Below are 26,135 nucleotides of genomic sequence, written 5' to 3'. Positions count from 1 at the left end.
CTCCACTGGAGTAGGGCGGGGAGGTCGTGGTCCCGCTGGTGAGTGCGTCGAGCAGCCGGGCGGAAAACGTGCGGCGGAAGGCCGTGCCACGTCGGGATACTGGGCCGGTGAGCGACGCGATGGCCGGGCACGAAGCGGCGGATCCCGAACAGTTGATGCGGAGGGTCTACCTCGGCCTGCGCGAGGGCGACCTCGACCCACGGCACGTCATCGCCCTCGCCTGTGAACTGTTCGACCGGTGCCAGGGCACCGGCGCCGTTCTGGAGGTCGTCGAACGGGACCCGGCCGAGGTGTCCCCGCCGGAGATGGCGGCCCTGGCCCGGCGCATCCTGGACGACGCGGGCTTCGAGCCCGGCTTCGACCTCGCCCCCGAGCGGCTGGAGACGCTGCGCGCCGCGCTGCGGATCGTGGCCCGCGACCTGGCCGCGCGCGGGATCGAGGGCGAGCCGGAGATCGAGCTCCCGGAGGGCTGCTTCCCGGCGGGAGCCGGTGTCCGCCTCGCCGACGGCGACGTGCTCGACTGGGGCGGTCGCATCCTGCCGGGCATGTGCGAGGACCCGGCCACGGCGCTGACCAGCCTGGCGGTCATGGTTCAGGAGAGTCTGCTCGAACGGACCTGGCAGGTCTGGCCGGAGTGCGCCCGCCACGGCCTCGGCGTCCACGGCGCGGCGCGGGACGGAGCGGCCGTGTGGTGGTGCGCGGGCGAGGGCGGGCACGTGCTCGCGCCGGTCGGCGAACTGCCGCCCGGGTTCGGCTCCCGTCGCCGCGGGTAGGCCCGTCCGGCACCCGTACGGAGCGACGGCAGCCGTGTCCCGGGCCTCACGCCGGTGGCAGGGCCAGCGCCGTGCGCGCCTCGCCCACGAGGCGCAGCGAGCCGAAGACGACGATCAGGCCGCCGGGGCCGGCGAGTTCGGCGGCTCGGCGCAGCGCCGACGGCGTGTCCTCGGCGGTCACGCAGGGGCCCTGGCGGCTCGGGGAGATCCGGTCGTGCAGGGTGGCGGGGTCCTCGGCCTGGTGGGAGTCGGTGCGGGTGAGGACGATCGGCCAGTCGGCGGGCAGCGGGGCGAGCATGTCGGAGACGTCCTTGCCGTTCATCGCCGCGAAGACCTTGACGGGCGGGCGCTGGTGGCCGCCGGCGCGGGCGTGGCGCAGGATCTCCGGCGCGACGGTCTCGGCGCCCTGCGGGTTGGTGGCGCCTTCGAGAAGCACGCGGCCCGTCCAGTCGCCGAGCCGGGCGTGCGGGACGAGTTCGAGGCGGCCGGGCCAGCGGGTGGCGGCCAGGCGCGTGCGGAGCTGTTCGCCGTCGGGCTCGCGGATGTGGCCGCGTTCGATCATGGCGTCGACGGCGGCGATGGCGACGGCGAGGTTGTGGTGCTGGTGCGTGCCGGGCAGCGGGCAGGGGAGGTCGCGGTGGACGGCGCGGGGGGTCGTGACGTCCAGCAGGGTCACCGGGCCGTGGCCGCCGTCGGGGTGGGTGGTGCGGGCGGTGTAGTGGATCTCGTGGTCCATGCGCCACACGGACAGTCCCGTATGCTCCTTGAGGACCAGTTCCGCGCTGTGGGCCGCCTCGGGGGCCAGCCGCCCGAGCACCACGTGGTCTCCGTCCCGCGCGCCCGAGATCTTGGCCCGGGTGATCTCGGCCAGGGAGCCGCCGAGCAGCCGGGTGTGGTCGAGCCCCACGCCGGTGAGGACCTTCACGTCCAGGCCGAGTTCGGCGGCGGCGGCCCGGCTGCCGCCGATGCTCGCCTCGGCCACGGCCAGGTCTACGCCCGCCCGCCGGAAGTGCACGGCGGCGGTGGCCGCGAAGACGCCCTGGGACAGGACGGGCAGCTCGTGCCGCTCGATGGCCTGCCAGACCTCGGCGAAGGCGGCCGTGTACTCGGCGCGGCTGACGGGGACTCCGTCGATCCGGATCCGTTCCCTGGGTTCCTGGAGGTGCGGGCTGGGCATGCTGCCGACCCTCGCACCGGTCGCGGCCACCGCCGACACCGCGTACGCGCAGGTCGATCCCTTGCCGTTCGTGCCGACGACCAGCATCCCGCGCAGATCCCGCTGGGGGCGGCCCAGCGCCTCCAGCAGTCTGGAGACGTTCGCCTGCCGTGTCGGCCGGGGAAGCCTGTGGGGGTTCTCGTGCATCCTGGCGAGGATGTCCACGCAGCGTTGGTAGTCCACCCGCCGGATCATGCCACCGAATGCGATCGTCCGGAAACCCGGAGTCAGGGGCTCCGCATCCGCCGCTTCCCCGGCGCCCCGGGGGCAACGCTGCGCGGGGAACGGCCGCCCGGAACCGTCAGAGGGCGGGAAGCGGGCCTTGCTCCGGTTCGCCGCCGGGGTGTGGGTTCAGGCGCCCTGGAATGACGCCGATTCACGCCCGTTGCCCGGGTTCGCCGTCGTGCGCTTCCGCGATGCCGTCGGGAAGTGCCGGGGCAGCGCTGTGGGCGTCCGCCCCAGCCGGCCGTGGTGCCGCCTGGGCGGGGCGATCCGCGTCGAAGGCTGTCGCGAGCTGGTCGAGCAGGGGCGCTGCGAACGGGTGCGGGTCGCGCCGTGGTGTGATCGTGTAGATGCCACGGGACGGGGGATCGACGAGCGGGACCGTGGTGACGTCGGTCCGCAGTGCGCACGTCAGCACCCCGGGTATCAGGGCGATGGCGTGGCCGGTCGCGACCAGCGCCATCTTGCCGGGCAGGTCGGCCGCGGTGAGGTCGATGCGAACGGAGACTCCGGCGCGGGCGGCGTGCCGACGCAGCAGCGCCGCCGAGCCGTCGTTGTCCTCGGCCCAGGTCTGGTCGGCCAGCGCCTGGATGCGCACCGGGCCGCGCCCTGCCCGCGGGTGGGCGACGGGCAGCGCGACGACCATCTCGTCCATCCCCAGGAACCGTCGTTCGACACGCGGGTCCTCGGGTAGCCCCGGTGGTGCGTCGGTGACAACAGCGACGTCGAGGTCCCCGGCGGTCACGCGGTCGTGCAGTTCCGGGCTCAGCCCGGGCAGCAGGCTCCACCGGAGGGGTCCGGCCGTCTCCAGCAGGCGGCGGATCGCGGCGGGCACGATCCCGGCGGCCAGGGACGGCGTCGCGCCGACAGCCAGCGGCCGCCTGGGCGTCCCGTCACGGACCTCCCGCACGGCACGCACCGCACGGTCGGCCTCGTCGAGCGCGACCAGGGCGTGGTGACGGAACACCTCGCCGGCAGGCGTCGGACGCACGCCGCGCACGTGCCGATGCACCAGCGGCGCCCCGAGCCGGCGCTCCAGCCCGGCGATCTGCCGGGAAACGGCCGACTGCGTGTACCCGAGCTCGGCGGCCGCCGCCGACAGCGACCCGAGTCGGCACACCGTCACGAACGTCCGCCACGCAGTCAACTCCATGGCACCAGTGTGCCTGCCGGGTATGCGCGTCCCGCATCGTCGCCCTGCGACATCCGCGCTTGTGGCGGATATCGCCATGCCCCCACGCTGGGACGCATGACCGCACCGCACACGATCGCCGTCCTCGGCCTGGGCCGCATGGGCGCCGCGATCGCGACACGACTCGCCGACCACGACTGGGACGTCGTCGGTTGGACCCGCTCCGGGCGCCCGACAGGCGCTGTCGAGACGACCGGCGACCCGAACGACGCCGTGGCGAAGGCCGACGTCGTGCTCCTGGCCCTGTTCGACGGCCTGGCCTGCCGTCAGGTCGTCGACCGCGTCCGCGACTCGCTGCGAACGGACACGACGGTGCTGAACACCAGCACCATCGCCCCCGCCGAGGCGGCGGCACTGGCCCGGCGGCTCGGCCCGTCCTACGTCCACGCGCCCGTGCTCGGCTCCGTGCCGGCTGCCGCCGCCGGCGCCTTGGAGATCCTCGCCGCCGCGGACCGGGAGGCGCTGGAGCGAGTCCGCCCGGTTCTGGAAGCGCTTGGCACCGTGCGGCCCGTGGAGGACGCCGCCACCGCGGCCGCCCTCAAGCTGGTCGCCAACAGCAGCCTCGCGGGTGCCGTGCTCGCCCTGCGCGACTCACTGCGGCAGGCCGACGCCCTGGGTCTGCCCCGTGCCCAGGTGCTGGACGTCCTCGAACTCGGCCGGCTCGGCGGGCTCGTCGCCCGCAAGAGAGGCCTCCTCGCCGACCAGCCGACCGGCGCCGCGGGCGCCACGGCCGAGTTCACGATCGGCGCGCTGGCCAAGGACATGGCGCTGCTGGCCTCGGCGTCGAACACCCCCCTGCGCAGCGCGGCTGACCTGGCCGGCACCCCTGCCGACCCTGAAGCCGACATCGCCGTCGCCGCCACGGTCCCCGCCGTGGGTGACGCCGTACTCGAACCGCTCCGCGCCTACGTCCGCGGGCACGCCACCGGCGACCCCACCCACTTCCGCGACGCGTTCCTGCCGACTGCCCACATCGAGGGACTCCGGGACGGCGCGTTCGTCTCGTGGCGCCTGGACGAGTACTGCGCCCTGTTCACCGGCCGGCCGGCCCCGGACGAACCGCTCCGCTCCCGCCGCATCGACGCCATCGATGTCCACGGCACCGTCGCAACCGCGTCCATGACGCTCTGGCACGGCCCGGACACCTTCACCGACGTCTTCCTGCTGGTCCACGTCGACGGCAGCTGGCGCATCGCCAACAAGGTCTACCACCGGAAAACCTGAGCGGGCGGGCAGCGATCCGGTGTCCGCCCCGGCCGCCGGGGGCGGCCGGGGGCGGCCGGGGGCGGCAGCTCAGGACGGCTGGGGCACAGGGTTGTCCGGGGCGTCCAGCCAGGCTGTCCGGCCCTCGGGTGTGACCGTCAGGCCGAACCGCGCGTAGCCGGGCCTGCCCCGGTCCTCCCACCACCGGTAGGTGGCCTCCACCTCGTCCCAGAGCCTGCGAGGGCCGGACTGGTACACCTCGTACTCGGTGCGGTTCCGCTCGTAGTCCGCGGAGGCCCACGACTTCTTGTCCCGGCTGTGGACCCACAGGGTGTACGCGTCGTTGTCGTAGCGTTCCGCGCGCCAGAACGCCCCGGGCACGCCGAGGCCGATCACGAACTGGTGGAACCACTCGCCCGTTTCCCTCGGGGACAGTGTGGTCGTGCTCCGTTCACCGTCCGCCGGCCACGGCACCCCGTGCAGGTACTCCTCGAACAGAGGCCGCCGCGTCCGTTGCTGGCGAAGCCGCATGAACGCGGACCCGCCCGTGAAGTTGCCGCTCGCGCTGGTGCCGTCGTCGCTCACGGTGAGCCGGACGATCTGCTCGCCGCCGTACTCGGTGCCGAACGGGGCGACGATCACCCCGCCCGGTACGGACTGCTCCAGCCAGGCCGGAGGAATCTCCAGCACGGAGCACGTGGCGATGATCCGGTCGTACGGACCGCCCTCGGCCCATCCGTCCCGGCCGTCGCCCTCGATCACGGTGGGCGCCAGTCCGGCGCTCTCCAGATTCTTCCGGGCACCGCGCGCGACGTCCGGGTCGTACTCGACGGACACCACGTTGGAGCTGCCCAGCCGGTGAGTCAGGAGTCCGGCGTTCCACCCCGTGCCGGTGCCGATCTCCAGCACCTTGGCCCCCGGGCGGACGTCCAGGTCGCGGAGCATGGAGGCCACCATGGTGGGCATGGAGCTGGAGGACGTCGGGGCCGTGCCGAGGCCGTCGCCCTCGTGCCGGCCGTCGTCCCACTGTGTCGTCAGCGGGATGTCGGAGTAGACCGCGTTCCGCCACGCCTCGGGGTCCTGCGACCGGTGCACCACGGGGTTCTGCCGCGTGCCGTCCGCGATGCCCGGCCAGATCCGCTCCGGGACGAACAGCTCGCGGGGTACGGCGGTGAAGGAGGGGAGCCAGTCCGATGGGAGAGCGCCCTTGGCCACCAGCGCGGAGGCGAGCCCCTGGGGGCCCGCCTCCTGGTGCGTCTGGCCGGTCACCGGCCGCCGGCCGGGTTCTGGCCGTCCGAGGTGTTGCCGCCCTCGTCCGAACCGCCGCCGCCGTGCGTCGCTCCCTTGTTGCTGTCGTCCTGCCGGCCGCCGCCCTTGCCGTCGCCGTCCCCGCCTCCGTGCTTACCCATGCTGGTCCCTCCGTGGGGCCCGCCAGAGTGCGGAGACCTGAATCCGCTTTCCTGGCGGGGAGTTGTGAGTGCCACCAGCACTTCTACCAGCCTCGGGGGCCGCGTTGTGCGGTGTCCTGGGAAGTATGAAGAACGGGCGGCTCAGTGGCCCGTGACCGGCTGTCCCAAGAGCTCCTGGGCGATCTGCCACAGCTCTCCGCTGCGCGATGCCTTCAGGAGGACTTTGTCCCCGGGGCGGACGATGCTCTCCAGGTAGGCGGCGGCAGTGTGGTTGTCCGCCACCCTCGCGACCTCGGCCACGCCGCCCGCGAGCGCACCGGCAGTCAGCTGGATGACGTTGGGGCTGTTGCCGACGACGACGAGTTGATCGATTCCTTGTTCGCCGACCATGCGTCCTACGGCCCGGTGTTCTTCCCCGGCCGTCTCGCCCAGCTCCAGCATTTCGCCGAGCACGGCGATGGTGCGGGTCAGGGCGGGGAAGACGATGGCGCGCCCGCTGTAGGAGGCGCTGAGGCGGCTCAGGGGAACGCGGTCGTTCTGCTGCCCCCAGCCCGAGGGGTCACGGAAGAGGACGGTGGGGTCCTCGCCGTCCTCCCCGGGCTCGAAGCCCCGGGCCACCACCAGGTGGCCGCCCTTGCGGCCGTCCTCGGGGAACCGCTCCGTGACGGAGATGATCAGCGGAGCCTCCTTCAGGCGGTCGATCAGCTCCTCGGCCGGCACCGCTTCGGCACGGCCGGGAACGCCGTAGTCCTCCGCCAGACCGGCAATGCCGGCGTGCAGCCAACCGTGCTCCGTCAACGCGCCTCTCTTGACGCCGAGTTGAACCAGCTCGGTGAGGGTCGGGGGCTGCCGGCCGTACGCCAGCAGGATCATCCGCAGTGCTGCCATGCCGCAGGCCCGATCGGACCACTCGGCCCGGTCGCCCAGGGCGGCCCCGCCGTGGCGTTCCCACTCGTCGGGCTCGATGCGCTGACGGCACATGGGAACGTGATGGGCCAACAACATGGCAGCAGCCTCCGGACGGGTTGGGCCACGGATTCCCGCCGACCGGGGAATCCGGTGACGTGCGGTGTGGGCAGGGGCACATCGTACGGCGAGCGCGCCAACGCCTCATGGCGCAGCGCCAGCACGGCGCCAGAAGGATGTCTGCACGCCGGTGCTGCTCTTCGACGCCTGGGCCGCCGAGCGGCCCGGTGGTCGACCCGGCGGTCACCGGCCCAGCAGGTCGCGCAAGCCGTCTTCGAAGGCCGGGTACAGGTAGTGGTCGGTGCCGTACCCCGGCATCTCCAGCTTCTTGAGCTGCCCGCTGACGATGTGGGAGACCAGCGGGACGGGCAGGGCGTCCGGCCACAGGCCGGTGCGCTTGCCCTCGGTCAGCACCCGGCGGAAGGCGCCGGTGGAGCCGCGCAGGCTGCGGCCGTCGGCCTTCAACTCCTCGGCGGAGCGCTCCCCTTGGCCCTCGACGACCTGGAGCAGGATCTGCTGGGCGCGGGGCGGGAGGCGGTCGTAGTACGAGCGGGCGCGCTCCGGTGTCCAGTGGTCGTCGGGTACGGCGGTGACGACAGCGCTGGGCATGGCCGCGAGGGCGAGCAGCTTTTCGAGGGCCTCAGGGGTCGGGTCCTCCACGGTGATGGTGATCTTCATGCCGCTCACCCTGGCAGCTCGGGGAGCCAACCACAAATGACCAGGGCAAACGCGCGGCAGACGAGAACGGGAGCGCCTCGGCCACCGGCGCGTCGACCCCTGTCCCGCGCCCGCCGGCACCCGAGTATCAGCACCGATGTCAGTGCCCACCGGTACGTTGCCGTGCATGACCCCCGTGACGAACATGACCTCCTTCCCGACGACCGCCGGACAGGCCACCGTGGCCGGGCGTACCGCCGAGGCCCCCTCCGGCGGCTGCACCGCCACCGTCGAGGTGATCCCCCTGTGGGCCGCGCTCTGGTCGCCGACCGCTCAGGCCGCGGCGAAGCGCTGAGCCGGCCCCGGGCGGCCGCAGGGTCGTGCGGTACAGCGGCGCGGGTGGCCCCGGCCGGGTGGAGGGTCATGGGCAGCGGCGGAGGGCGGGGCGGTCGCGGGTGCGGACGGCGGGGAGCCAGGCCGTGGTGGGGCCGGGCAGGCGGACGCGGTACCAGAGGGTGGAGGCCGCGTCCTCCTCGTTGATGACGGGGAGGCCGGTGGGGAGCTGGCAGTCGGCGTCGAGCGTGTCGTCGTGCCAGACCCGGACGGGGACGGTGTTGTCGGCGGTGTACGGGCGCAGCGGGTCGACGGCGAGGCCGAGGCTGCACCGGGGGTCGCGGTCGGTGCGCTCCTGGCAGCCGCGTTCGGCGTTGAAGACCCGGATGTGGGCCCGCTGTCCGGCCGGTTCCTGGTGCGGCCACAGCGCGGTGACGGTGGCGACGGCCGTGGCGCAGGAGGCGAGGGCGATCAGGGCGGTGCGCGGGCGGGGGCGAAGGCGGGGGCGGCGCGGGCGCCGGCCGCCGTGGTGGGCGCGGATGCGGGCGAGCAGGCTCTCCGCGGTGTGCGGGGCGCGGGCGGCGTGGGTCGGGGCGAGGCAGTCGGTGGCCAGGTCGCGCCAGAACGGGGGGACGGAGGCGGCCAGTCGCAGGGCGGCGCGGCCTTCGGCGTACTGCTGGGCGGCGGCGCTGCGGGCGGTGGGGGTGGCGCCGGGGAAGGGGCTGGTGCCGGCGGCGAAGACCTCGTGGATCACGATGCCGAGTGCCCAGATGTCGGCGGTGGCACGGACCTTGACGCCGTGTGCGCCGAGCGGTTCGCGCCAGCGCTCCGGCGGGAGGTAGTCGGGGGTGCCCATCGGGGCGCTGTGGCCGTGGGTGCCGGTGAGTTCGATGGCGAGGCCGAAGTCGGAGAGCCGGACCTCGCCGTCCGCGCCGATCAGGACGTTCTCCGGCTTGAGGTCGGTGTGGACCCAGCCGGAGCGGTGCAGGTGGGCCAGGCCCTCGCAGATGCCGGTGACGATCCGGGCGCCCTCGGCCTCGTCGACGCCGGTGGCGAGCAGGTCGCGCAGGGTGCACCGGGCCCGTTCCATGACCAGGACGGTCGCGCCGTCGAGCGCGGGCTGGTCGGGGGCGGCCAGGACGAGGGTGTCGAGCAGCCGGACCAGCCGGGGGTGCGGGGCGCTGCGGCCCAACTCGGCCTCGCGGCGGGCTGCTTCGGCGACCTGGCGGGCCTGGCGGGGGGCGAGTCCGGCGGTCGGCAGCACCTTCAGCGCGACGGTGTCGTCCGGGCCGCCGGAGCCGTCGGTCCGGCGGGCGGCGTAGACCGTCGCCCAGCCGCCCTCGCCGATCGACCCGGTGACCGTCCACTCGCCGATCCGGTGGCCGGCCGGCAGCAGGTCCTCGCCGTCCCCGGGAAAGGCCGGGTCTCGCAGCATCGCCGGCCCTCCCTACCGTCCGGTCCGGCCGGGTTCGGGGCTCGGCAGCAGCGCGAGGTGCTCCTCGCGGACGATGCCGAACTTCAGGGCGAGCCCGACCACGGCCTCGCGCTTGCCGCTGCGGCGGTCGGCGCGGTCGCCGTCGGGCAGGTCGATGCGGAGCTTCTCGTCGGCGAGGTAGTCGAGGTGCGAGCTGACCGCGCGGGCGGTGAGCCGGGCGCACGCCGGGTGGCCCTGCAGCCGCGCGACCACCTGCGGGGTGGTGGGCACGGCGGCGAGGGAGTGGTCGCGCAGCCACGGCTCGCAGAGCGCGACCAGGACCAGGAAGTAGGTGGCGGTCTCGTCCAGCGAGTACGCCGTCATGGTCCGGCTCTCCCGGGAGCCGCCGCGGGCGTCCGGGTCCAGGTAGACGTGGTCGGGCGCGAACACCTGGAAGGACAGCGGGGTCTCCCGCCGGGAGGGCAGCACCACCCGGGAGAACTCGAAGGGGATCGGCGCGCCGATCCGCCGCGGCGGCACCCGCAGGTACTCGCCGGCGCCCTCCGGGTTCTCCACCAGGTAGGCGTGGGTGTTGCTGAAATTGCTCAACTGCCAGTGGTCGTCGGTCGCGTGGACCTCGCCGGCCAGGCGGGAGACCGACTCGTCGCCGAGGCGCAGCTCCACGGGGGTGTGGGCGGAGCCGCGACCGAAGCGCGCCCGCTCCCCCGGCCCGAGCCGTAACGTCACCGTGTCGTCGCCGTTCCCCGCCGGCAGGTGGACGACAATCCCGCTCACCGCTCCCCCGTTTCCCTCACCGCTCCCCCGTTCCGCGCACCGGCTCGTTGCCGGACGGACGAACGGGACGGACGAACGGTACCTCTTCGCGTACGACAATAAACCGGATGTCGCAGGCTACTTGACAAGGTCGGAGAAGCGGGTACGGGCGTTCGGTCAGAGCATGGGCGTGCCCGTCCGCAGCGGTGCCACCGGGCGGTCGGTGAAGGCGGCCCACGGCCGCCAGGCACCTCCGGGCCGGTCCTGGACCCTGGTGCGCAGCCGCCCGTCCTCGGCCACGGCGAAGACGTGCAGCCGTCCGGTGGGGTCGGCGGCGGCGGAGGGCGGCGCGGCGAGCACCGGTCCCGGCTCGCCGAAGTCCTCACCGTCGGCGCCGGCCGGCGCCCAGGCCCCGTCGGGCGCCGACTGCCATCGGTGGGCGAGCCGTTCGCCGCCGGGGAAGAGGGTGAAGGCCTCCAGTCGACCGTCCGCGCCGGCGATCGCCAGGGGTGCGGCGGTGGACCAGTCCAGCAGCGGCTGCCAGGGGTCCCAGCCCCCGCTGGGCACTGACTGGCGGCGCCGGAAGGCGGCCGTGCCGGAGGGGGCGATCGCGGTGACGTTCAGCCGCCCGGTGCCGTCGCGGGCCACTCGCGGCGCGGACCCGGCGGGCGTCCCGAAGCGCTCCCAGGCGGACCAGGCGCCGCCGGGCGAGGTCTGCCAGCGGTGCGTCAGCGCCGCGCCGCCGGGGGCGAGCGCGAACACCTCCAGCCGGCCGTCCGCGTTGGCGGCGGCCACCGGCGGCGCGCCCGCCGCACCGCCGAAGCCCGCGTCCCAGTCGTCCCAGGCGGTCGAGCCCGGCGAGGACTGGCGGCGGTGGGCGATCAGGGCTCCGCCCGGGGCGAGCGCGAACGCCTCCAGCCGGCCGTCGGCGTCGCGGGCGACGGCGGGGGCGGCGCCGGCCGGGCCGCCGAAAACCTCCCAGTCCGTCCAGCCGCCGTCCGCCCGCTGGACGCGGCGGTGCAGTCCGGCGCCGCCCGGGGCGAGCGCGAACACCTCCAGCCGGCCGTCGGCGTTGCGGGCCGGCACGGGGACGGCGCCGGCGGGGGTTCCGAACACCTCCCAGTCGGACCAGGCGTCGGCGTCCGGGTCGGTCTGGACCCGGCGCAGCACCGACCGGTCCGCGGCGTCGAGGGCGAACACGTTCAGCCGGCCCTGCCCGTCCAGGGCGGCGACCGGGTTGTCCGGGCTCTGCCAGGGCGGCGGGGTGGACCGCCAGTCCAGCGGGGCCAGGTGGAGGCCGCGCCGGAACCAGCCGGCGGCGCTCGCCCACCACCGCTGCCCGTCGGTGACCACCTCCACCGCGTGGCCGGGCACATGGCCGGCGTAGCCGTCGAGGGAGAAGCGGAACGGGTCCCGGGAGGCGAGGACGTCGGTGCCCTCGTAGCCGTTGCGCGGCCCGAGGAACAGGTAGTACCAGCCGTCCCGGGCCACCACGAAGGGCGACTCGGTGACCGAGACGCCGTCGGCGGCGGTGGCCGCGTCGGCGAAGGCCACGCCGGGCTCGCCCCAGGTCAGCAGGTCGGCGGAGCGCCGGTAGCAGACCTGGTGGCGGCCGCCGGGGGCGGACAGCTCGGTGTAGTACATCACCCACTCGGCGCCGGCCCGCAGCACCATCGGGTCGCGGGCGGCGATCCCGCGGAACAGCGGTCCGGAGGGCAGCCTGGTCCAGGTGAAGAGGTCGGTGGAGGTGGCGGCGTTGATCGCCGCCCCGGCGCGCCCGCCCGCCGCGTAGAACATCCAGTACACGCCGCCCGACTCGACCACGTGCGGGGCCCACAGGTGCTCCTCGCCGAAGTACGAGGTGTCGACGGTCAGCGCGTCCGGGTGGCTGCTCCACGGCCCGGACGGGGTGGGCGCCGAGGCGTGCGCGAACGAGACCTCGGCCGCGCTGTCGGGCACCCGCCCGGGCGGCGCGCTGTCGCCGACGATGCCGAACAGGTGCCAGCGGCCACCGGCCCGCACCAGGGTGTGGTCGTTCAGGTAACGGCGGCGCGCGGTCGAGGGGTCGTAGACGTGCTCGAACGGGCCGGTGCCGACCCACAGGTGGGGGCCGGTGGACGCGGCGAGGGCGGTACGGCCCGCGAGCGGGAGCACGAGTGCTCCCGCTCCGGCCGCCCGCAGCAGGCCGCGCCTGCTGATCGGGTACATCGCTGTGCTCCAGGGGTTGCCGGTCCGGTCAGCCGACGGCGGGGCGTTCGGTCAGCCGACGGCGGGTCCGTGGGTGGTGTTCAGCCAGGCCCACTCGGACCAGGTGGAGAAGCCGGTCTGCCACTTGTGGTGGACGCCGTCGGTGTTGGAACCGAACACCTCGATCCGGCCGTCGGCGTTGCCGGCCGCGCCGATCTCGGTGCCGCCCGTACCGAACGTCTCCCACTGGCCGTACGGGGCGTTGAGGCCGGTCTGCCAGATGTGCTGCGCCGTACTGCCGTTGATGGCGAACACCTCCACCCGGCCGTCGGGCGAACGCTCACTGGTCAGCTGGGAGTCGGCGGGGCCGCCGGTGGCCTCCCACCCGGACCAACTGGTCGGGTTCGTCTGGTACTTGTGGAAGACACCGACCGGTCCGGAGGCGAAGACCTCCAGGCGGCCGTCCTGGTTGTGGCTGACGGTGAGGTCGTGGCCCCCGCCGCCGAAGTCCTCCCAGGTGGACCAGCCGCCGTTGACGGCGGTCTGCCACTGGTGCTGGAAGGTGCTCCCGTTGAGGGCGAACACCTCCAGACGGCCGTCGGGGGCCTTACCGAGTTCGATCTCGCTGTTCGCGGGGCCCCCGCCGGCGCCCTCCCAGCCGGACCAGCCGCTGTTCGGTGCCGTCTGGTAGCGGTGGAAGACGCCCACCGGCCCGGAGGCGAAGACCTCCAGACGGCCGTCCTGGTTGGCGCCGACGGCGATGTCATGGCCCCCGCCGCCGAAGTCCTCCCAGCCGGACCAGGCACCGGAGGGCTGGAGCTGGTAACGGTGCTGGAAGGTGGAGCCGTTGATGGCGAACACCTCCAGGCGGCGGTCGGCGTTGGGGGCGATGGCGAGTTCGGCGCCGGCCGGGCCGCCGAGGTCCTCCCACTCGGACCAGCCGCCGTTGATCGCGGTCTGCCAGGCGTGCGAGACACCGTTCCGGCCGGCCGCGAAGACTTCGAGGCGCCCATCCGCCGACCGGGTCGCCACCACCCGGCCGGACTCCGCCGGGTACACCAGCGGCGCGGGACCGGGCTCCTGGTGGCCGAGCCGGTCGGCGGCGGCCCGCGCCTCGTCCATGTGCCGCAGGTGCGCGCCCGCGTTGTAGGTCGACCACTGGTGCCAGTCGAGGCCGCCGTTGGAGATCCGGTAGGCCGCGTCGGCGTTGCACTGGGCGTCGTAGGCGCACGCGTCGGAGACCTCGCTGTGCCAGTGGTCGTTGATCTCCCACAGGCCTCGGTCGGTCGAGGTGTTCGGGGTGTTGCCCTGGGTGTTGGAGGCCAGCGGGTTGCAGCTGGACTCGGCGAGGCCGACGGCGATCGCGGTCACCAGGGCCTCGCCCCGGAAGCCCGCCCGGTAGCCGACTTCGGCGCACAGGTCGCTGCCGGTGGCGGCGGGCGCCGAGGGGGCGGCGACCATCAGGCCCGTCGTCACGCCCAGGGCGGCGATCGCGGACAGCAGGACGCGGTGGGGCGCCCGGCGGGCGCGCTGCGGGCCGGTCACGGGGTGGCTCCTCGGCTGACGGCGGGTCCGGGTGTGGTGTTGAGCCAGGCCCATTCGGACCAGGTGGAGAAGCCGGTCTGCCACTTGTGGTGGACGCCGTCGGTGTTGGAACCGAAGACCTCGATCCGGCCGTCGGCGTTGGTGGCGGCGCCGATCTCGGTGCCGCCGGTGCCGAAGGTGTCCCAGGGGCCGTACGGGGCGTTGAGGCCGGTCTGCCAGATGTGCTGCGCGGTGCTGCCGTTGATGGCGAAGACCTCGACCCGGCCGTCCGCGGTCTGCTGGCTGGTGAGCCGGGAGTCGGCGGGGCCGCCGGTGGCCTCCCAGCCGGACCAACTGGTCGGATTCGTCTGGTACTTGTGGAAGACACCGACCGGTCCGGAGGCGAAGACCTCCAGGCGGCCGTCCTGGTTGTGGCTGACGGTGAGGTCGTGGCCCCCGCCGCCGAAGTCCTCCCAGCTCGACCAGCCTCCGTTGACGGCGGTCTGCCACTGGTGCTGGAAGGTGCTCCCGTTGAGGGCGAACACCTCCAGACGGCCGTCGGGGGCCTTACCGAGTTCGATCTCGCTGTTCGCGGGGCCCCCGCCGGCGCCTTCCCAGCCGGACCAGCCGCTGTTCGGTGCCGTCTGGTACTTGTGGAAGACACCCACCGGTCCGGAGGCGAAGACCTCCAGACGGCCGTCCTGGTTGGCGCCGACGGCGATGTCGTGACCCCCGCCACCGAAGTCCTCCCAGCCGGACCAGGCACCGGAGGGCTGGAGCTGGTAACGGTGCTGGAAGGTGGAGCCGTTGAGGGCGAACACCTCCAGCCGCCCGTCGGCGTTGGGGCCGATGGCGAGTTCGGCCCCGGCCGGGCCACCGAGGTCCTCCCACTCGGACCAGCCGCCGTTGGCCGCGGTCTGCCAGGCGTGCGAAACACCGTTCCGGCCAGCCGCGAAGACTTCGAGGCGCCCGTCCGCCGACCGGGCCGAGACCACCCGGCCGGACTCCGCCGGATACACCACCGGAGTGGGACGGGGGCCGCTGCCGGGAACGCAGGGCACGATCACACCGCGATCCGCGAGGTAGGGCTCCGGGTCGGTGCGCTGGGACGCGTTCGAGTCGGCCCAGACCCGCAGGTGCAGGTGCGGGCCCGTGGAGTTGCCCTCGCTGCCCATCAGCGCGATCTGCTGGCCGGCCGTCACGTCCTGGCCCTCGAACACGTCCCGGCGCTGCATGTGCCCGTACTCGGTGATCGTCCCGTCCGGGTGCAGGATGCGGATCCACTGGCCGTAGCCGGGCTCCGTGCCGGAGAGGATGACCCTGCCGTCGCCGACGGCGTAGATCGGGGTGCCGTAGTCGTTGGCGATGTCGATGCCGTTGTGCTCCGCGGTGTAGTGCTGGGAGATCTGGCCGCGGGCCGGGCAGGCCGCCGCGAAACCGGCGATCCGGGCGGGGGCGGCCACGGCGGGACCTGCGGCGGGGGCGGCTGCGGCGGGGGTGGCCAGAGCGGGGGCGGCTACGGCGGGGGCGGCCGGCGCGCCGACCGCCAGCAGCAGGGCGACCGAGGCCAGGGCCGGCCACGAGGTGCGGGAGGCCATCGCGGTGCCCCTCAGGCCTTGCGGAGGCGGCCGATGATGCCGTCGATGTCGCGCAGCATCATGTCGGGGCGGATGAAGTGGCCGCCCGGCTCCTCGTGCGCCTCGTAGGGGATGCCCGCGCCGTCCAGCAGGGAGCGGAACTCCCGCTGCTCGGCGAGCACTTCGGACTCGTTGAACTGGTCGAAGGGGTTGGTCGGGTCGGGGCTGGTCCCGGCCACCAGGAAGATCCGCTTGTTGCGGTAGCTCTCCAGGCGCTCGACCGGGTTGTCGGCGCTCACCCGGGCCTGGTCCCACAGCGGCGCGCCGTAGATCGTGCCGCCGGCCAGGTCCTTGACGGCGGAGGAGACGTTGGCCCAGTGCACGACCGCGCCGCCGTTGTGGCGGATGCTGGCCGGGCCGGAGTGGGCGCTCACCGAGGCGAAGTGGCCCCAGTACTTGGCCGCGTACTTCAGCGCGCCGAACCCGCCCATGGAGAAGCCGGAGACGGCCCGGCCCTCGGGTTCGGCGAAGGTGCGGAAGTTGGCGTCGACCCAGGGGATCAGCTGGTTGATGTGGAAGTTCTCCCAGTTGCGGGGGCCGACGTTGGTGCTGACCGGGTTCGAGTACCAGCCGGCCTGGCCGCCGTCGGGCATCACGACGATCAGCGGCTTGCCGATGGTCCAGTCGCGCACGCCCCGGCGGTCGAACTCGATGAAGTCCTGGAGGCCGCCGTGCAGGAGGTAGAGGACGGGGTAGGTGCGGCCGCTGGTGTGGTAGTCGTCGGGGAGCAGCACGTTGACGGCCGGGTCCCAGCCGATCTCGGCGGTGTGGAAGCGGTAGTACCACATCCGGGCGTCGCCCTCGTTGCGGTCGGTGATGTGCAGGCCGAAGCCGTCGCCGGCCGCGTGGGCGGCCGAGGCCGTCGCGAGGACGCCCGCGCCGCCGAGCGCCAGGGCGGCGCCGAGGCCGCCGGCGGACTTGAGGATGCTCCTGCGGGTGGGGTGGTTCGTGGTCACCGTGACCTCCTGAGGGCGCGCGTGGCGGCGGTCCGCTCCGACCGCCGGAGTTCCGACGGTTCGGACGGTAGCCACCTGCCGCTGGGTGCGGAATCCGGAACCATACGGACTGACAGGGGTGGGTCGTGGCACCGAGACTGATGCGTTTCCGCCATGCCGGCGGGAGGGTCGGGGGATTCCGGCCGTCGTGCGGCTTGACAGGTGCGTCACGGGCTGAGAACCCTGGTGCCGTACTCCGAGGACACGAGGACACGGCATGCCATGGGTTGACGAGAGCAAGCGCCACCGGGGTTTCCCGGCGGCGGTGTTGGCGGACGGCAGCGAGCCGGCGCCGTTGCCGGACGGGCGCACCACCTGGTGGCTCTACAACGGTGCGGACGGCCCTCGGGCCGTCGCGGTGCGCGGCGGTTGCGCCTGCGGCTGGCGGGGCGAGCGGATGCACCCGCTGGACTTCGGTGACGACGCGGCGACCGAGGCGGTGGGCGAGGCCACCGGGCCGTTCGCGGACTGGGAGCAGCACGTCGACCTGGCCGAGGGTGTGGTGCCGCGCGAGGTCGAGGAGCTGATCGCGGCGCTGGTCGACCGCATCTGCGACCTGACGGAGAGCAAGCCGTACGCCGCCGCCCGCGCGGCCGCCCGGCTGGAGCGCGCCGCCGGTTCGACCGCGCTGCTGGCCGGCCGCAGGGCCCGCGACAACCTGATGACCTGGGAGTACATCGGCCGCGCCTTCGGCTGCGGACCGGAGGCGGCGCGGGAGCGGTTCGGCGAGACGCTGCCCGACGCCGACGTGGGGGACGAGTTCTAGGCCGTCACCGGGTGGGGCGATCTCCCGCGCCTCGACGCCGGCCGGGGCGGCGTTCGGAACCGCGCCCGCCGCCCCGGTCAGGCCTGCTCGAAGTGGAAGGACTTGATGAAGCAGTCGCGGGGCTGCCCCACCGCGAAGAGCACGCACTCCGACAGCGACTGGGAGGTCAGCGCCGAGTCGGCGGTGCGCGGCGCGGTCTCCCAGTCGTCCGACAGCGGATCGGCGTTGCGGAAGTCCGGCGGGTACAGGGAGATCACCCGCACGCCCTGGCCGCGCAACCGCTCGGAAAGGATGTCGGAGAAGCCCGCCTGGGCGTGCTTCGCGGCGTAGAAGGCGTCGTGGGCGCTGGACCGGCTGTATCCCTGGGCACCGCAGGTGGAGACCATCGTGACGATGTCGGGGCGCTCGGAGGCGAGCAGCAGCGGCAACAGGTTCTTGGTGACCAGGACCGTACCGACGGCGCCGGAGGCGATGGTGTCGACCACGTCCTCGTCGGAGGCGGAGAGCAGGTCGGCACCCTCCAGCCAGCGGGCCCCGTTGTTGACCAGGACGTCGATCCGGTCCGTCACCCCGGCCACCTCCGCGGCGAACTCGCGGATCGAGGCAGGATCGGCGAGGTCGCAGGCGAAGGCGTGGACCGGACCGTGGCCAAGGGCGCGGATCTCGTCCCGCACCTTCCGTGCTCCGGCGAGCGTACGGGCCGAGAGGAAGACCTCCGCGCCTTCCTGCGCGAAACGGATGGCGAGCGTGCGGCCGAAGTCGCGCGAGGCGCCGGTGATGACGACGCGGTGGCCGTCGAAGCGGTTGCTCACAGTCTGTCCAAGGGGGGTGCGGGCCGGAGGCGGAGGGCGCGGGCGATGCCGGGTTTCCGTGCCACCCGCGCATCCGGAGCAGGGTACTTGCGGTGTTCACCGAGCGGAAGGGCGGCCCTCATCGCGGTCCCCGGTTCCACGGAGCGGGGTGGGCGCCGCGCAGGCACGCGACCTGATGGGTGACCAGGTGGCGGGCCCGGGCGTCGAAACGGGCGCGGCGCACCGTGTCCATGACCGTGCTGAGCACGATGACGTCGCGTACGGTCCGGTAGCCGGACCAGGCACCGATGTAGGGGTAGCTCGGGAGCCGGTCCTCGCACTGGTAGGAGAGATACGTCTCGGCGTAGGTCCGGTGGCCGTCGCGCGGGCCGGTGAGCAGTTCGCTGCGCCAGCGGGCGGCGACCAGGTCCCACTCCCGGTGGCCGCGCGTCAGTGGGCGGCGTGGCAGGAGCCCGACGTGGACACCGTCGTCGTGGACGGGCACCATGCCGTGGCCACCGAGGACGACGGCATCGGGTGTCGGCCAGTCGAGGTAGTCCCACTCCTCACGAAGCTGAGCGGTGTGCTCGCACAGGAAGGCGCGGCTCGGCTCGTCCAGCAGGTCGTCGTCCAGGCCCTCCGGCTCGGTCGGCAGGGCGGCGAACGGGTCGTGCTCCTGGAGCCACGCTGCCGTCGCCGGGTCGATGCGGTGGGTGAGGACGGTCACCCACGCGGACAGGGAGGTGTCGGTGCTCGGCTTCCCACAGGGCCGCCAGAACGTCACCGCCCGCCCCTCGGCGCACGCGTGGACGTCGGTGTACCGAGGGGAGATGACGGCGATGTGGTGGCGGCGCAGGAGTTGTGCGCTCTTCAGCAGGGCCCTGCCCTCGTGCGGGTCGGGGTGCACGATCGCGAGGGCGCGCGAGGTGGGCAGTGACCACAGGTGGTTGGGACTGTCGCTGACCAGCTCGGCCCGCCCTGCGTCGTCGGCGCCGGCCGCGCAGGCCTGTGTCAGGGCCCGGTAGGAGACGGCGATGTCCGACCTGTGGGCCGGGGTGGCGGTCTTGAGCAGTGCTGTGGTTCGTGGTCCGACACTCACGGCGCAGTCCTCGGGTCGAAGTGGGTAGGTAGGGGGCGGGAGACGGGGAATCGTCTATGGGACCGGGCCTTCCTGGTGCCGTCGGACCGGCCAGTGCGGCTTGTCCGCGCTCCTTCGCGGCGTCCCGGAGACAGCCTTCTCCTGGTACTCCGGCAGCTGGATGACGGCTTCCGGCCGCACTCGCGCGTAACCGGCGGCGGTCTGGCCGAAGGTCTCCGGTGCCACATCGAGTTCGAACCACACGGACCAACCGGTCGGCCGTCCTCGGGGGTCGAGACGCTGGTGCCATCCGATGTCGTCCGCGTACCCGGCCGCGACCACCAGTCCGCGGCCGCAGGTCGCGTCCAGGTCGTCGACGCTGCCGTTCATCGTCGGCACGACGACGCTCGGGTCCGTCACGGTGATCCGCAAACGACCGCGCCCCCGGTCGACATCAGCCTCGATCAACAGCCCGGCTTCATACCCGCGCCTTTCACCGACGACGTGCTTGATCGCGTTGTCGATGAACTCCGAGGAACACACGCGAAGCGCGTACGCCCTGGAGTCGTCGAGGACGATGCCGGCTCTCACGACCTCCTCGGACAGCAGGTTTCGGACGGCACCGAGGGAGGCGGTCGTGATCTTGGCGCTGAACTCCAGGACACGGTGCATGGCTGTTCCTCCGGGCCGTGGCGGGGGTGGCGAGTGGTGGTCATCGCGTGTCCACCGAGACTCGCCCCGTCGGGGCCGGGAGGCAACCGGAAGAAGTTGCTGCTGTGAGCCGAAGTCACTGGTTCGACGCGCCAAGCAATGCAAACCGGTAATGAGTTACTGCTTTTGACCAGGAATCAGCAGCCGCTAATGGCTAGGCTGCCCTCAGCAGCAGAGGAGGTGAGGCGTGGTTCACAAGCCCTCCTGCGCAGCACGCGCCAGGGCCAGTGCCGCGGCGAAGGGCTGAACGATCGACATGACGGCGGCCGTGATCGTCGAGTGCTGCGGCGTCACGCTCCTCCGTGCTCACCGCCTCGCCCGGGGGTGGACACGAGCTCGCGCTGTTAGCGAACTGATCGACCTGTGCGATGAGTTGGCGCTCGATCGTCCAAGCCTGGACGCTGAGCAGCTAGGCGCTTGGGAACGGAACTCCCGGATGCCGCGTGCTCGGACCATCGATCTGCTGTGCCGTCTCTACCGGACCGACGCACAAGGGCTGGGACTCGCCGGCGGCTACCGGACGGACGCCTCCACGTCCATGGCCGTATTCACCCCGTTTCCCGAACCTCGACTTCCGGCGGCAGCCGAGCAGGCGGCTGTCCCCGCGCTGCTGGGTGCGGGCGACCCGCTCGACACCATCGCACGTTCCCACCGGCGTGCCATCGAACGCACGCTGGCCAGCACGACGCTCACTGCCGGCGAACTCGAGTCCTTGGACGGAAAGCTCCTCACACTGCGGCGGGACTACGTGTCCGACCCCCCGATGGTGATGCTGGCACGGCTGCTGACGACCCTGGAGGAGGTCCGGCAGTACTCCGAAGAACGGCAGCCCGCGGTCGTTCAGGTGCGGCTGTCCGAGATGATCGCCGTGCTGGCGACCCTGACCGCGGACGCCCTGATGAAGCTGGGGCGCACAGAGCAGGCGCGGGACTGGTACGGGACCGCGAAGTCGGCCGCCGATGACAGCGGCAACCGAGAGCTACGTACACGGGTACGGGTGCAAGCGGCGATGCTGCCGTTCTACTACGGGCCCCTGACCGAGGCAGCAGACCTCACTCACGAGGCCGTGCTCCTCAACCGCGGGCGGCCGTCCGTGACAGGAGCGTTCGCCTTCGCTGCGGAGGCCCGGGTCAAGGCCTGTCAAGGCGACGAAGAAGGCGCCCGCGAGGCGATCGCACAAGCCCGCGCACTGTTCGAGCGCAGCCGTCAGACGGCCCCGGAGGACGACGCCTGGGCGTTCCCCTACCGGCGGCTCCAGCTCTACCTGTCGGGCGCCTACACCGCCCTCGGCGACACGGTTCACGCCGGCCGGGCCCAGCAGGAGGCACTGCGCCTCTATCCCGACCACACCGGTATCGACCCGGCACTGCTGCACCTGGAACAGGCCATGTGCCTGGTTCGGCAGCGGAGCGTATCCGAGGCCTGCCAGCTGGCGCGGGCCGCCTACCTGGCGGTGCCTGCGGACCACCGCACTCAGATCCTCGGCGCCCGCGCGGCGGACATCATCAGAATAACGCCGAGGGAAGTACGGCCTCGCGCTGCCCGAGAACTCGGCGAACTTCTGGCCCTTCCCGCCGACAGGGCGTGACAGTCGCCTCCCGTGCCCGTCAGCCTGGCGGGTATGAGTACTCCGGTTCTCCGGATCGGCGGGTTCGCCGAATCCGAGGTTGTCACCGTTCTCAACGCTGCCTGCGACCGGGTCGGGATCGATCCGGTCGACGCTGTGCTGCTGCGCGGCCACACCAACGCCGTCTACACGCTGCCGACCGCCGGGGCGGTCGCCAAGATCGCGAGGGCGGGCACGCCTTTGGACAGCGTCCGCCGTACCCTCCGGCTCGTGCGGTGGCTCACCAGCGAGAACTTCCCGACCGTCGAGCTGCTGCCGGTGCGGCAACCGGTGGTGGTCGGCGGGCACGCCGTGACGTTCTGGCGCTATCTGCCCCAGCCTGACCGCCCTGTTCCGGCGGCGCACCTCGCCGTTCCCCTCCGCACCCTTCACCGGCTCCCGCCTCCCCCCTTCGAGATCCGCCCCGTCGACACCGCCGGGGCCATCAAACGGTCGATCACGGAGATCACCGCGTTGCCTCGGGAAGACACCGATTGGCTCGAACAGCGGCTGGCCGAGCTGGAAGAGGCCCTTCCCCATGTGCGGTACGTTCTGCCGCCGGGGCTGTTGCAGGGCGACCCCCAGCACCGGAACGCCCTCCACCACGGGAACGCCGCAGTCCTGTGCGACTGGGACACCGCCTGCTTCGGGCAGCCCGAACTCGACCTCGTGACCGTCGAGATCCACTGCCGCCGCTTCGGCTACGGCTCGGCCCACTACCAGGAGTTCGCCGACCGGTACGGTTTCGACGTGACCTCGTGGTCGGGCTACCCCGTGCTGTCCGCGCTCCGCGAGCTGCGGATGATCACCACCAACGCCAAGCGGGCCTCACCCGGGAGCCCGACACTGCTGGAGGTACGACGCCGCGTCCAAGGACTGCGGTCCGGCCACCACGGGCTCGCGTGGAACATCCTCTGAATCGAGCCGGGGAGGAAGCCCGACGACTGGCGCCGTAGGCCGTGGTGGCACCCGCCGCCTGGACGGGCGGCGGCCTCGGCCGGGTCCAGCACCGGTACGGCGGCCAGCAGGCCCCGGGTGTAGGGGTGCTGGGGCGAGTCGTACACGGTGGCGGCGTCGCCGTGCTCCACGATCCGCCCGGCGCGCATCACCGCGACCCGGTCGCTGACCTGCCGGACCACGGCGAGGTCGTGGGCGATGAACACCAGCGCGAGGCCGAGGTCCCGCTGCAACTCGCCGAGCAGTTCGACCACCTGGGCCTGGGTGGTGACGTCCAGCGCGGAGACCGGCTCGTCGCAGACGATCAGCCGTGGCTCGGGGGCCAGCGCCCGGGCGATGCCGACCCGCTGCCGCTGCCCGCCGGAGAACTCGTGCGGGTAGCGGTGGTACCAGTCGGGGTCGAGCCCCACCCGTTCGAGCAGCTCACCGACCCGGGTGCGGATGCGGCGCTCGTCGCTCTCGCCGGCGACGCGCAGCGGGTCGGCGACGGACTCGCCGATGGTGCGGCGCGGGTTGAGCGAGGAGACCGGGTCCTGGAAGACCATCTGGAGCTCCCGGCGCAGCGGACGCAGCTCCTTCTCCCCGAGCGCCCCGATGTCCCGGCCCCGGTAGTGGAGCCGGCCGCCGGTCGGATCCAGCAGCCGGACGAGCATCCGCCCGAGCGTGGTCTTCCCGGAGCCGGACTCGCCGACGACGCCCAGCGTCTCGCCCGCCCGTACGGTGAGCGAGACGCCGTCGACGGCGGTGACCGGGGCGGTGCGCCCGGTGAGGCGGCCTCGGGTGGCGAACTCCCGGCGCAGGTCGACGGCTTCGAGCAGCACCTCGCCCGCGTCCGGCCCGCTCGGGGCGTCGGGCGCGGCCGGAGCCTGCGGCGCCTCCACCCGGGGCACCGCCGCCACCAGTGCGCGGGTGTACGGCTCGCGCGGAGTGCCCAGCACCTCGGTGACCGGGCCGTGTTCCACCGCCCGGCCGTCCTTCATCACCAGCACCCGGTCGACGCTCCCGGCGACCACGCCCAGGTCGTGGGTGACCAGCACCAGCCCGGCTCCGGTCTCGGTGCGCAACTCGTGCAGCAGGTCGAGGATCTGGGCCTGGACGGTGACGTCCAGCGCGGTCGTCGGCTCGTCGGCGACCAGCAGCCGGGGCTCGCAGGCCAGGGCCATCGCGATCAGCACCCGCTGGCGCATGCCGCCGCTGAACTCGTGCGGGCGCGAGCGCGAGCGCCGCGCCGCGTCGGGGATGCCGACGCGGTCGAGCACCTCGACGGCCCGGGCCCTGGCGGCCCGGCGGGAGATGTCGCGGTGGACCCGCACCACCTCGGCGATCTGGTCGCCCACCGCGTGGTAGGGGTCGAGCGCGGAGAGCGGGTCCTGGAAGACCATGGCGGCCAGTCCGCCGCGCAGGCGCCGGAGTTCCGCGCCCTGCGCCGTGACGGCGTCGACCCCGGCGACGAGGACCGAGCCGCCGATCCGGGCGCCGGTCCCCCGGTGCAGGCCGAGCAGGCCGTGGGCGATGGTGCTCTTCCCGGAGCCGGACTCGCCGACGATGCCGAGCGCCTGCCCGGCCTCCAGGGTGAAGCCCACGCCGTCGACGGCGCGCAGGTGGCCGTCGCCGACCGGGAAGTCGACGACCAGGTCCCGGACGTCGACCAGTGGTGCGGTGCTCACGTCAGGACCACCCTTCGATCGGTCACCGCGTAGAGCACGTCCGCGACGACGTTGGCGAGGACCACGCAGAACCCGGTGACGAGGGTGAGTCCGACGACGGTCGGCAGGTCGATCAGGCCGACGGAGGTGACCAGCAGCTTGCCGAGCCCCGGGAGGCCGAAGAGCGACTCGGTCAGCACCGCGCCACCGAACATCGTCCCGAGGTCGATGGCGGTGAGCGCGATCACCGGGGTGAGCGCGCCGCGCAGCGCGTGCCTGGTCACCAGGTGCCGTTCGCTAACGCCGTACGCCCGGAAGGTCCGGATGTGGTCGTCGGCGAGGGTCTCCAGCATGGACGAGCGGGTCAGCCGGGCGTACTTGGCGGACTCGATCAGGGCGAGCGAGATCCAGGGCAGCAGCAGCCCCCAGAACCACTGCTGGGAGTCCTCGGTGAGCGGCACGTAGCTCGGGAACGGCAGCCACTGGAGCTGGGCGCACAGCACGATGAGCAGCACCAGCCCGATGATGAACACCGGCACGGAGCTGCCGGCCAGCGTCAGGCCGGTCAGCAGGCGCTCGCTGAGCCGGCCCCGGCGCAGCGCGGAGAGCAGCCCGGTGCCGACCCCGAGGACCAGCCAGACCACCATCGCGCCGAGCGCCAGCGAGGCCGTCACCGGGAGCCGGGCGGTGATCATGTCGGTGACCTGCTCGCCGCTGCGGTAGGAGACGCCGAGGCAGGGGGCCGGGCAGTGCAGCAGTCCGGTGCCGGCGCTGAAGTCGCGGCCGGCGACGATGCCCTGGAGGAAGTGGGCGTACTGGAGGTACACGGGCGCGTCCAGGCCGAGGCGTTCGCGCACCTGGGCCACCTGGGCGGGGCTGCACTTCTCGCCGCAGGCGAGCTGGGCCGGGTCGCCGGGGGCGATGTAGAACACCGCGTAGACGATCACGGAGAGGGCGAGCAGCACGCCGAGCATGCCGACGGCCTTGCGGAGCAGGAAGCGGGTCATGCGGTCGCCCCCTCGACGGCGTTCGACGGACCGGGCCGGCCCGCATCGGAGGGACCGGCGCCGGACGGCCCCGTGCCCGCCGTGCCCGCCGAGCCCGCGCGGGCGCCCGACGCCCCGACCCGCAGCCGGGAGAACGCCCTGGGGTCGAGCTCGGTGCGCACGGCGTCGCCGAGCACCGTGAAGGCGAGGACGGTGACGAACAGCAGCGCCGACGGCAGCAGCACGTACGTCGGGTCCGCGCGGAACCAGGTGGTCGCGCCGGAGAGCATCTGGCCCCAGGACGAGGTCGGCGGCTTGACGCCCACCCCGAGGAAGGACAGCCCGGCCTCGGCGACCACGTTGCCCGGCAGCAGCACCGCCGCGTAGGTGATGACCGGCGCGGCCAGCGACGGCAGCAGCTCCCGGCGGGCGATCCGCCACCGGCCGGCGCCGGCCAGCCGGGCCGCGGCCACGTAGTCGAGCTGCCGCAGGGCGAGCGTCTGCGCCCGGACGATCCGCGAGGTGCCCGCCCAGCCCAGCAGCCCGATGACCAGGGTCAGCAGCAGCGGGCGGGGGAAGCCGGAGGGCACGACGGCCATCAGCGAGATGGCGAAGACCAGCGTGGGCAGGGCGAGCATCACCTCGGTGGTGTTGCCGATCAGCTGGTCGAGCACCCGGCTGCCGAGGCCCGCGGCGAGGCCGAGCAGGACGCCGATGGTGACCTGGACGAGGGTGGCGCCGAGGGCGACGAGCAGCGAGATCCGGGCGCCGTGGACGAGCCGGGCGAAGACGTCGCGCCCGGTGCCCGGTTCGACGCCCAGCCAGTGCTCGGCGCTGACGCCGCCGAAGGAGCCGGTGGGCACGCCGCCGGCCGCCGAGTCGAGGAGGTCGTTGTGGAAGCTGGTGGGGTCCTGCCCTTCGAGCGCGCTGAGCAGCGGCGCCGCCGCCGCGATCAGGACGAGCAGGACGATGACGAGGCCGGCGGCGCAGGCGGTGCGCCGCGCGAGCAGCCGCCGCCACACCTGCCGTCCCCCGGGGGCCGGGGAGGCCGCGAGGGCCTCCCCGGCGCTGGGTTCCTGTGGAGCCATGGTT

General features: G+C 73.4%; 23 protein-coding genes and 1 pseudogene. 6 read left to right on the top strand and 18 right to left on the bottom strand.

The features are described from left to right. Positions 1 to 107 precede the first annotated feature (107 nt). Positions 108 to 773, top strand: coding sequence for a hypothetical protein (locus ACZ55U_RS11795; protein ID WP_465525060.1), 666 nt, complete (start codon positions 108 to 110; stop codon positions 771 to 773). 46 nt (positions 774 to 819) lie between these two features. Here ACZ55U_RS11795 and ACZ55U_RS11790 read toward each other — a convergent pair whose 3' ends face one another. Both ACZ55U_RS11790 and ACZ55U_RS11785 read right to left on the bottom strand, forming a co-directional pair. Then, entirely contained in the window at positions 820 to 2,172 is a 1,353-nt protein-coding gene (locus ACZ55U_RS11790; RefSeq protein ID WP_465525058.1) for a bifunctional folylpolyglutamate synthase/dihydrofolate synthase, read from the bottom strand. Positions 2,173 to 2,365: 193 nt separating this feature from the next. Further along, positions 2,366 to 3,364, bottom strand: coding sequence for a LysR family transcriptional regulator (locus ACZ55U_RS11785; RefSeq protein ID WP_465525056.1), 999 nt, complete (start codon positions 3,362 to 3,364; stop codon positions 2,366 to 2,368). Positions 3,365 to 3,451: 87 nt separating this feature from the next. On the opposite strand from ACZ55U_RS11785, the gene ACZ55U_RS11780 reads away from it, so the two are divergent. Next, the gene (locus ACZ55U_RS11780; RefSeq protein ID WP_465525211.1) at positions 3,452 to 4,627 is read left to right on the top strand and encodes a nuclear transport factor 2 family protein; all 1,176 of its coding nucleotides are present in this window, start codon (positions 3,452 to 3,454) and stop codon (positions 4,625 to 4,627) included. A gap of 69 nt (positions 4,628 to 4,696) precedes the next feature. Here the strand turns inward: ACZ55U_RS11780 and ACZ55U_RS11775 are convergent, their stop codons facing one another. The 4 genes from ACZ55U_RS11775 to ACZ55U_RS11760 all read right to left on the bottom strand — a co-directional run bounded on the left by ACZ55U_RS11775 (position 4,697) and on the right by ACZ55U_RS11760 (position 7,659). Continuing rightward, positions 4,697 to 5,875, bottom strand: a complete 1,179-nt coding sequence (locus ACZ55U_RS11775) for a methyltransferase domain-containing protein (protein ID WP_465525054.1) — start codon at positions 5,873 to 5,875, stop codon at positions 4,697 to 4,699. Then, positions 5,872 to 6,015, bottom strand: coding sequence for a hypothetical protein (locus tag ACZ55U_RS11770; protein WP_465525052.1), 144 nt, complete (start codon positions 6,013 to 6,015; stop codon positions 5,872 to 5,874). The genes ACZ55U_RS11775 and ACZ55U_RS11770 overlap by 4 nt, the downstream gene beginning before the upstream one ends. A 141-nt stretch (positions 6,016 to 6,156) precedes the next feature. Continuing rightward, entirely contained in the window at positions 6,157 to 6,996 is an 840-nt protein-coding gene (locus ACZ55U_RS11765; protein ID WP_465525050.1) for a glutamate ligase domain-containing protein, read from the bottom strand. A gap of 228 nt (positions 6,997 to 7,224) precedes the next feature. Then, on the bottom strand, positions 7,225 to 7,659 hold the full coding sequence (locus ACZ55U_RS11760) for a hypothetical protein (RefSeq protein WP_465525048.1): 435 nt from the start codon (positions 7,657 to 7,659) through the stop codon (positions 7,225 to 7,227). Between the two features lie 166 nt (positions 7,660 to 7,825). Between ACZ55U_RS11760 and ACZ55U_RS11755 the strand changes: the two genes are divergently transcribed. After that, positions 7,826 to 7,993, top strand: coding sequence for a hypothetical protein (locus ACZ55U_RS11755; protein WP_465525046.1), 168 nt, complete (start codon positions 7,826 to 7,828; stop codon positions 7,991 to 7,993). Positions 7,994 to 8,059: 66 nt separating this feature from the next. Here ACZ55U_RS11755 and ACZ55U_RS11750 read toward each other — a convergent pair whose 3' ends face one another. The 6 genes from ACZ55U_RS11750 to ACZ55U_RS11725 all read right to left on the bottom strand — a co-directional run bounded on the left by ACZ55U_RS11750 (position 8,060) and on the right by ACZ55U_RS11725 (position 16,463). Next, positions 8,060 to 9,406 carry a serine/threonine-protein kinase gene (locus ACZ55U_RS11750; protein WP_465525044.1) on the bottom strand — a complete coding sequence of 449 codons (1,347 nt, stop codon included), beginning with the start codon at positions 9,404 to 9,406 and terminating at the stop codon, positions 8,060 to 8,062. A 12-nt stretch (positions 9,407 to 9,418) separates the two neighbouring features. Then, positions 9,419 to 10,180: a serine/threonine protein kinase gene (locus tag ACZ55U_RS11745; protein WP_465525042.1), complete on the bottom strand. Its 762-nt coding sequence runs from the start codon at positions 10,178 to 10,180 to the stop codon at positions 9,419 to 9,421. Positions 10,181 to 10,336: 156 nt separating this feature from the next. Further along, positions 10,337 to 12,367 carry a DUF8189 domain-containing protein gene (locus tag ACZ55U_RS11740; RefSeq protein WP_465525040.1) on the bottom strand — a complete coding sequence of 677 codons (2,031 nt, stop codon included), beginning with the start codon at positions 12,365 to 12,367 and terminating at the stop codon, positions 10,337 to 10,339. A gap of 51 nt (positions 12,368 to 12,418) precedes the next feature. Next, positions 12,419 to 13,807, bottom strand: coding sequence for a DUF8189 domain-containing protein (locus tag ACZ55U_RS11735; protein ID WP_465525209.1), 1,389 nt, complete (start codon positions 13,805 to 13,807; stop codon positions 12,419 to 12,421). An 80-nt stretch (positions 13,808 to 13,887) separates the two neighbouring features. Beyond that, positions 13,888 to 15,468 carry a DUF8189 domain-containing protein gene (locus tag ACZ55U_RS11730; RefSeq protein ID WP_465525038.1) on the bottom strand — a complete coding sequence of 527 codons (1,581 nt, stop codon included), beginning with the start codon at positions 15,466 to 15,468 and terminating at the stop codon, positions 13,888 to 13,890. Between the two features lie 11 nt (positions 15,469 to 15,479). Then, positions 15,480 to 16,463, bottom strand: coding sequence for an alpha/beta hydrolase (locus ACZ55U_RS11725; protein ID WP_465525036.1), 984 nt, complete (start codon positions 16,461 to 16,463; stop codon positions 15,480 to 15,482). A gap of 256 nt (positions 16,464 to 16,719) precedes the next feature. On the opposite strand from ACZ55U_RS11725, the gene ACZ55U_RS11720 reads away from it, so the two are divergent. Further along, complete coding sequence (locus tag ACZ55U_RS11720; protein WP_465525034.1) at positions 16,720 to 17,268, top strand: hypothetical protein; 549 nt, start codon at positions 16,720 to 16,722, stop codon at positions 17,266 to 17,268. Positions 17,269 to 17,345: 77 nt separating this feature from the next. Here the strand turns inward: ACZ55U_RS11720 and ACZ55U_RS11715 are convergent, their stop codons facing one another. The 3 genes from ACZ55U_RS11715 to ACZ55U_RS11705 form a co-directional block, all read right to left on the bottom strand. Next, positions 17,346 to 18,080, bottom strand: coding sequence for an SDR family oxidoreductase (locus ACZ55U_RS11715; RefSeq protein WP_465525032.1), 735 nt, complete (start codon positions 18,078 to 18,080; stop codon positions 17,346 to 17,348). A gap of 118 nt (positions 18,081 to 18,198) precedes the next feature. Continuing rightward, positions 18,199 to 19,158 (bottom strand): hypothetical protein, encoded by a 960-nt coding sequence (locus tag ACZ55U_RS11710; RefSeq protein WP_465525030.1) that lies wholly within the window; start codon positions 19,156 to 19,158, stop codon positions 18,199 to 18,201. A gap of 54 nt (positions 19,159 to 19,212) precedes the next feature. Further along, positions 19,213 to 19,809, bottom strand: coding sequence for an ATP-binding protein (locus ACZ55U_RS11705; RefSeq protein WP_465525028.1), 597 nt, complete (start codon positions 19,807 to 19,809; stop codon positions 19,213 to 19,215). Between the two features lie 295 nt (positions 19,810 to 20,104). Here ACZ55U_RS11705 and ACZ55U_RS11700 point away from each other — a divergent pair, with 295 nt between their 5' ends. After that, positions 20,105 to 21,436, top strand: coding sequence for a tetratricopeptide repeat protein (locus ACZ55U_RS11700; RefSeq protein ID WP_465525026.1), 1,332 nt, complete (start codon positions 20,105 to 20,107; stop codon positions 21,434 to 21,436). A gap of 33 nt (positions 21,437 to 21,469) precedes the next feature. Next, a pseudogene (locus ACZ55U_RS11695) lies at positions 21,470 to 22,198 on the top strand (phosphotransferase); the annotation flags it as partial. A 23-nt stretch (positions 22,199 to 22,221) separates the two neighbouring features. On the opposite strand, the gene ACZ55U_RS11690 reads toward ACZ55U_RS11695, so the two are convergent. From ACZ55U_RS11690 to ACZ55U_RS11680, 3 genes are read right to left on the bottom strand one after another with little or no spacing between them, the layout of a single operon-like run. Further along, positions 22,222 to 24,078: an ABC transporter ATP-binding protein gene (locus ACZ55U_RS11690; protein ID WP_465525024.1), complete on the bottom strand. Its 1,857-nt coding sequence runs from the start codon at positions 24,076 to 24,078 to the stop codon at positions 22,222 to 22,224. After that, complete coding sequence (locus ACZ55U_RS11685) at positions 24,075 to 25,064, bottom strand: ABC transporter permease (protein WP_465525022.1); 990 nt, start codon at positions 25,062 to 25,064, stop codon at positions 24,075 to 24,077. The genes ACZ55U_RS11690 and ACZ55U_RS11685 overlap by 4 nt, the downstream gene beginning before the upstream one ends. Then, entirely contained in the window at positions 25,061 to 26,131 is a 1,071-nt protein-coding gene (locus ACZ55U_RS11680) for an ABC transporter permease (RefSeq protein ID WP_465525020.1), read from the bottom strand. The genes ACZ55U_RS11685 and ACZ55U_RS11680 overlap by 4 nt, the downstream gene beginning before the upstream one ends. Positions 26,132 to 26,135: the final 4 nt, after the last annotated feature.

The sequence above is a fragment of the Kitasatospora sp. NPDC034533 genome (assembly GCF_055575155.1).
This window is presented reverse-complemented; position numbering and strand designations above follow the sequence as displayed.

Bases quoted from the DNA above. Each gene is read 5' to 3' on its own strand.
- ACZ55U_RS11785 (WP_465525056.1), bottom strand. From the start codon at position 3,364: ATGGAGTTGACTGCGTGGCGGACGTTCGTGACGGTGTGCCGACTCGGG.
- ACZ55U_RS11770 (WP_465525052.1), bottom strand. From the start codon at position 6,015: ATGGGTAAGCACGGAGGCGGGGACGGCGACGGCAAGGGCGGCGGCCGG.
- ACZ55U_RS11765 (WP_465525050.1), bottom strand. From the start codon at position 6,996: ATGTGCCGTCAGCGCATCGAGCCCGACGAGTGGGAACGCCACGGCGGG.
- ACZ55U_RS11760 (WP_465525048.1), bottom strand. From the start codon at position 7,659: ATGAAGATCACCATCACCGTGGAGGACCCGACCCCTGAGGCCCTCGAA.
- ACZ55U_RS11755 (WP_465525046.1), top strand. From the start codon at position 7,826: ATGACCCCCGTGACGAACATGACCTCCTTCCCGACGACCGCCGGACAG.
- ACZ55U_RS11750 (WP_465525044.1), bottom strand. From the start codon at position 9,406: ATGCTGCGAGACCCGGCCTTTCCCGGGGACGGCGAGGACCTGCTGCCG.
- ACZ55U_RS11740 (WP_465525040.1), bottom strand. From the start codon at position 12,367: ATGTACCCGATCAGCAGGCGCGGCCTGCTGCGGGCGGCCGGAGCGGGA.
- ACZ55U_RS11735 (WP_465525209.1), bottom strand. From the start codon at position 13,807: ATGGTCGCCGCCCCCTCGGCGCCCGCCGCCACCGGCAGCGACCTGTGC.
- ACZ55U_RS11730 (WP_465525038.1), bottom strand. From the start codon at position 15,468: ATGGCCTCCCGCACCTCGTGGCCGGCCCTGGCCTCGGTCGCCCTGCTG.
- ACZ55U_RS11720 (WP_465525034.1), top strand. From the start codon at position 16,720: ATGCCATGGGTTGACGAGAGCAAGCGCCACCGGGGTTTCCCGGCGGCG.
- ACZ55U_RS11705 (WP_465525028.1), bottom strand. From the start codon at position 19,809: ATGCACCGTGTCCTGGAGTTCAGCGCCAAGATCACGACCGCCTCCCTC.
- ACZ55U_RS11700 (WP_465525026.1), top strand. From the start codon at position 20,105: ATGACGGCGGCCGTGATCGTCGAGTGCTGCGGCGTCACGCTCCTCCGT.
- ACZ55U_RS11685 (WP_465525022.1), bottom strand. From the start codon at position 25,064: ATGACCCGCTTCCTGCTCCGCAAGGCCGTCGGCATGCTCGGCGTGCTG.
- ACZ55U_RS11680 (WP_465525020.1), bottom strand. From the start codon at position 26,131: ATGGCTCCACAGGAACCCAGCGCCGGGGAGGCCCTCGCGGCCTCCCCG.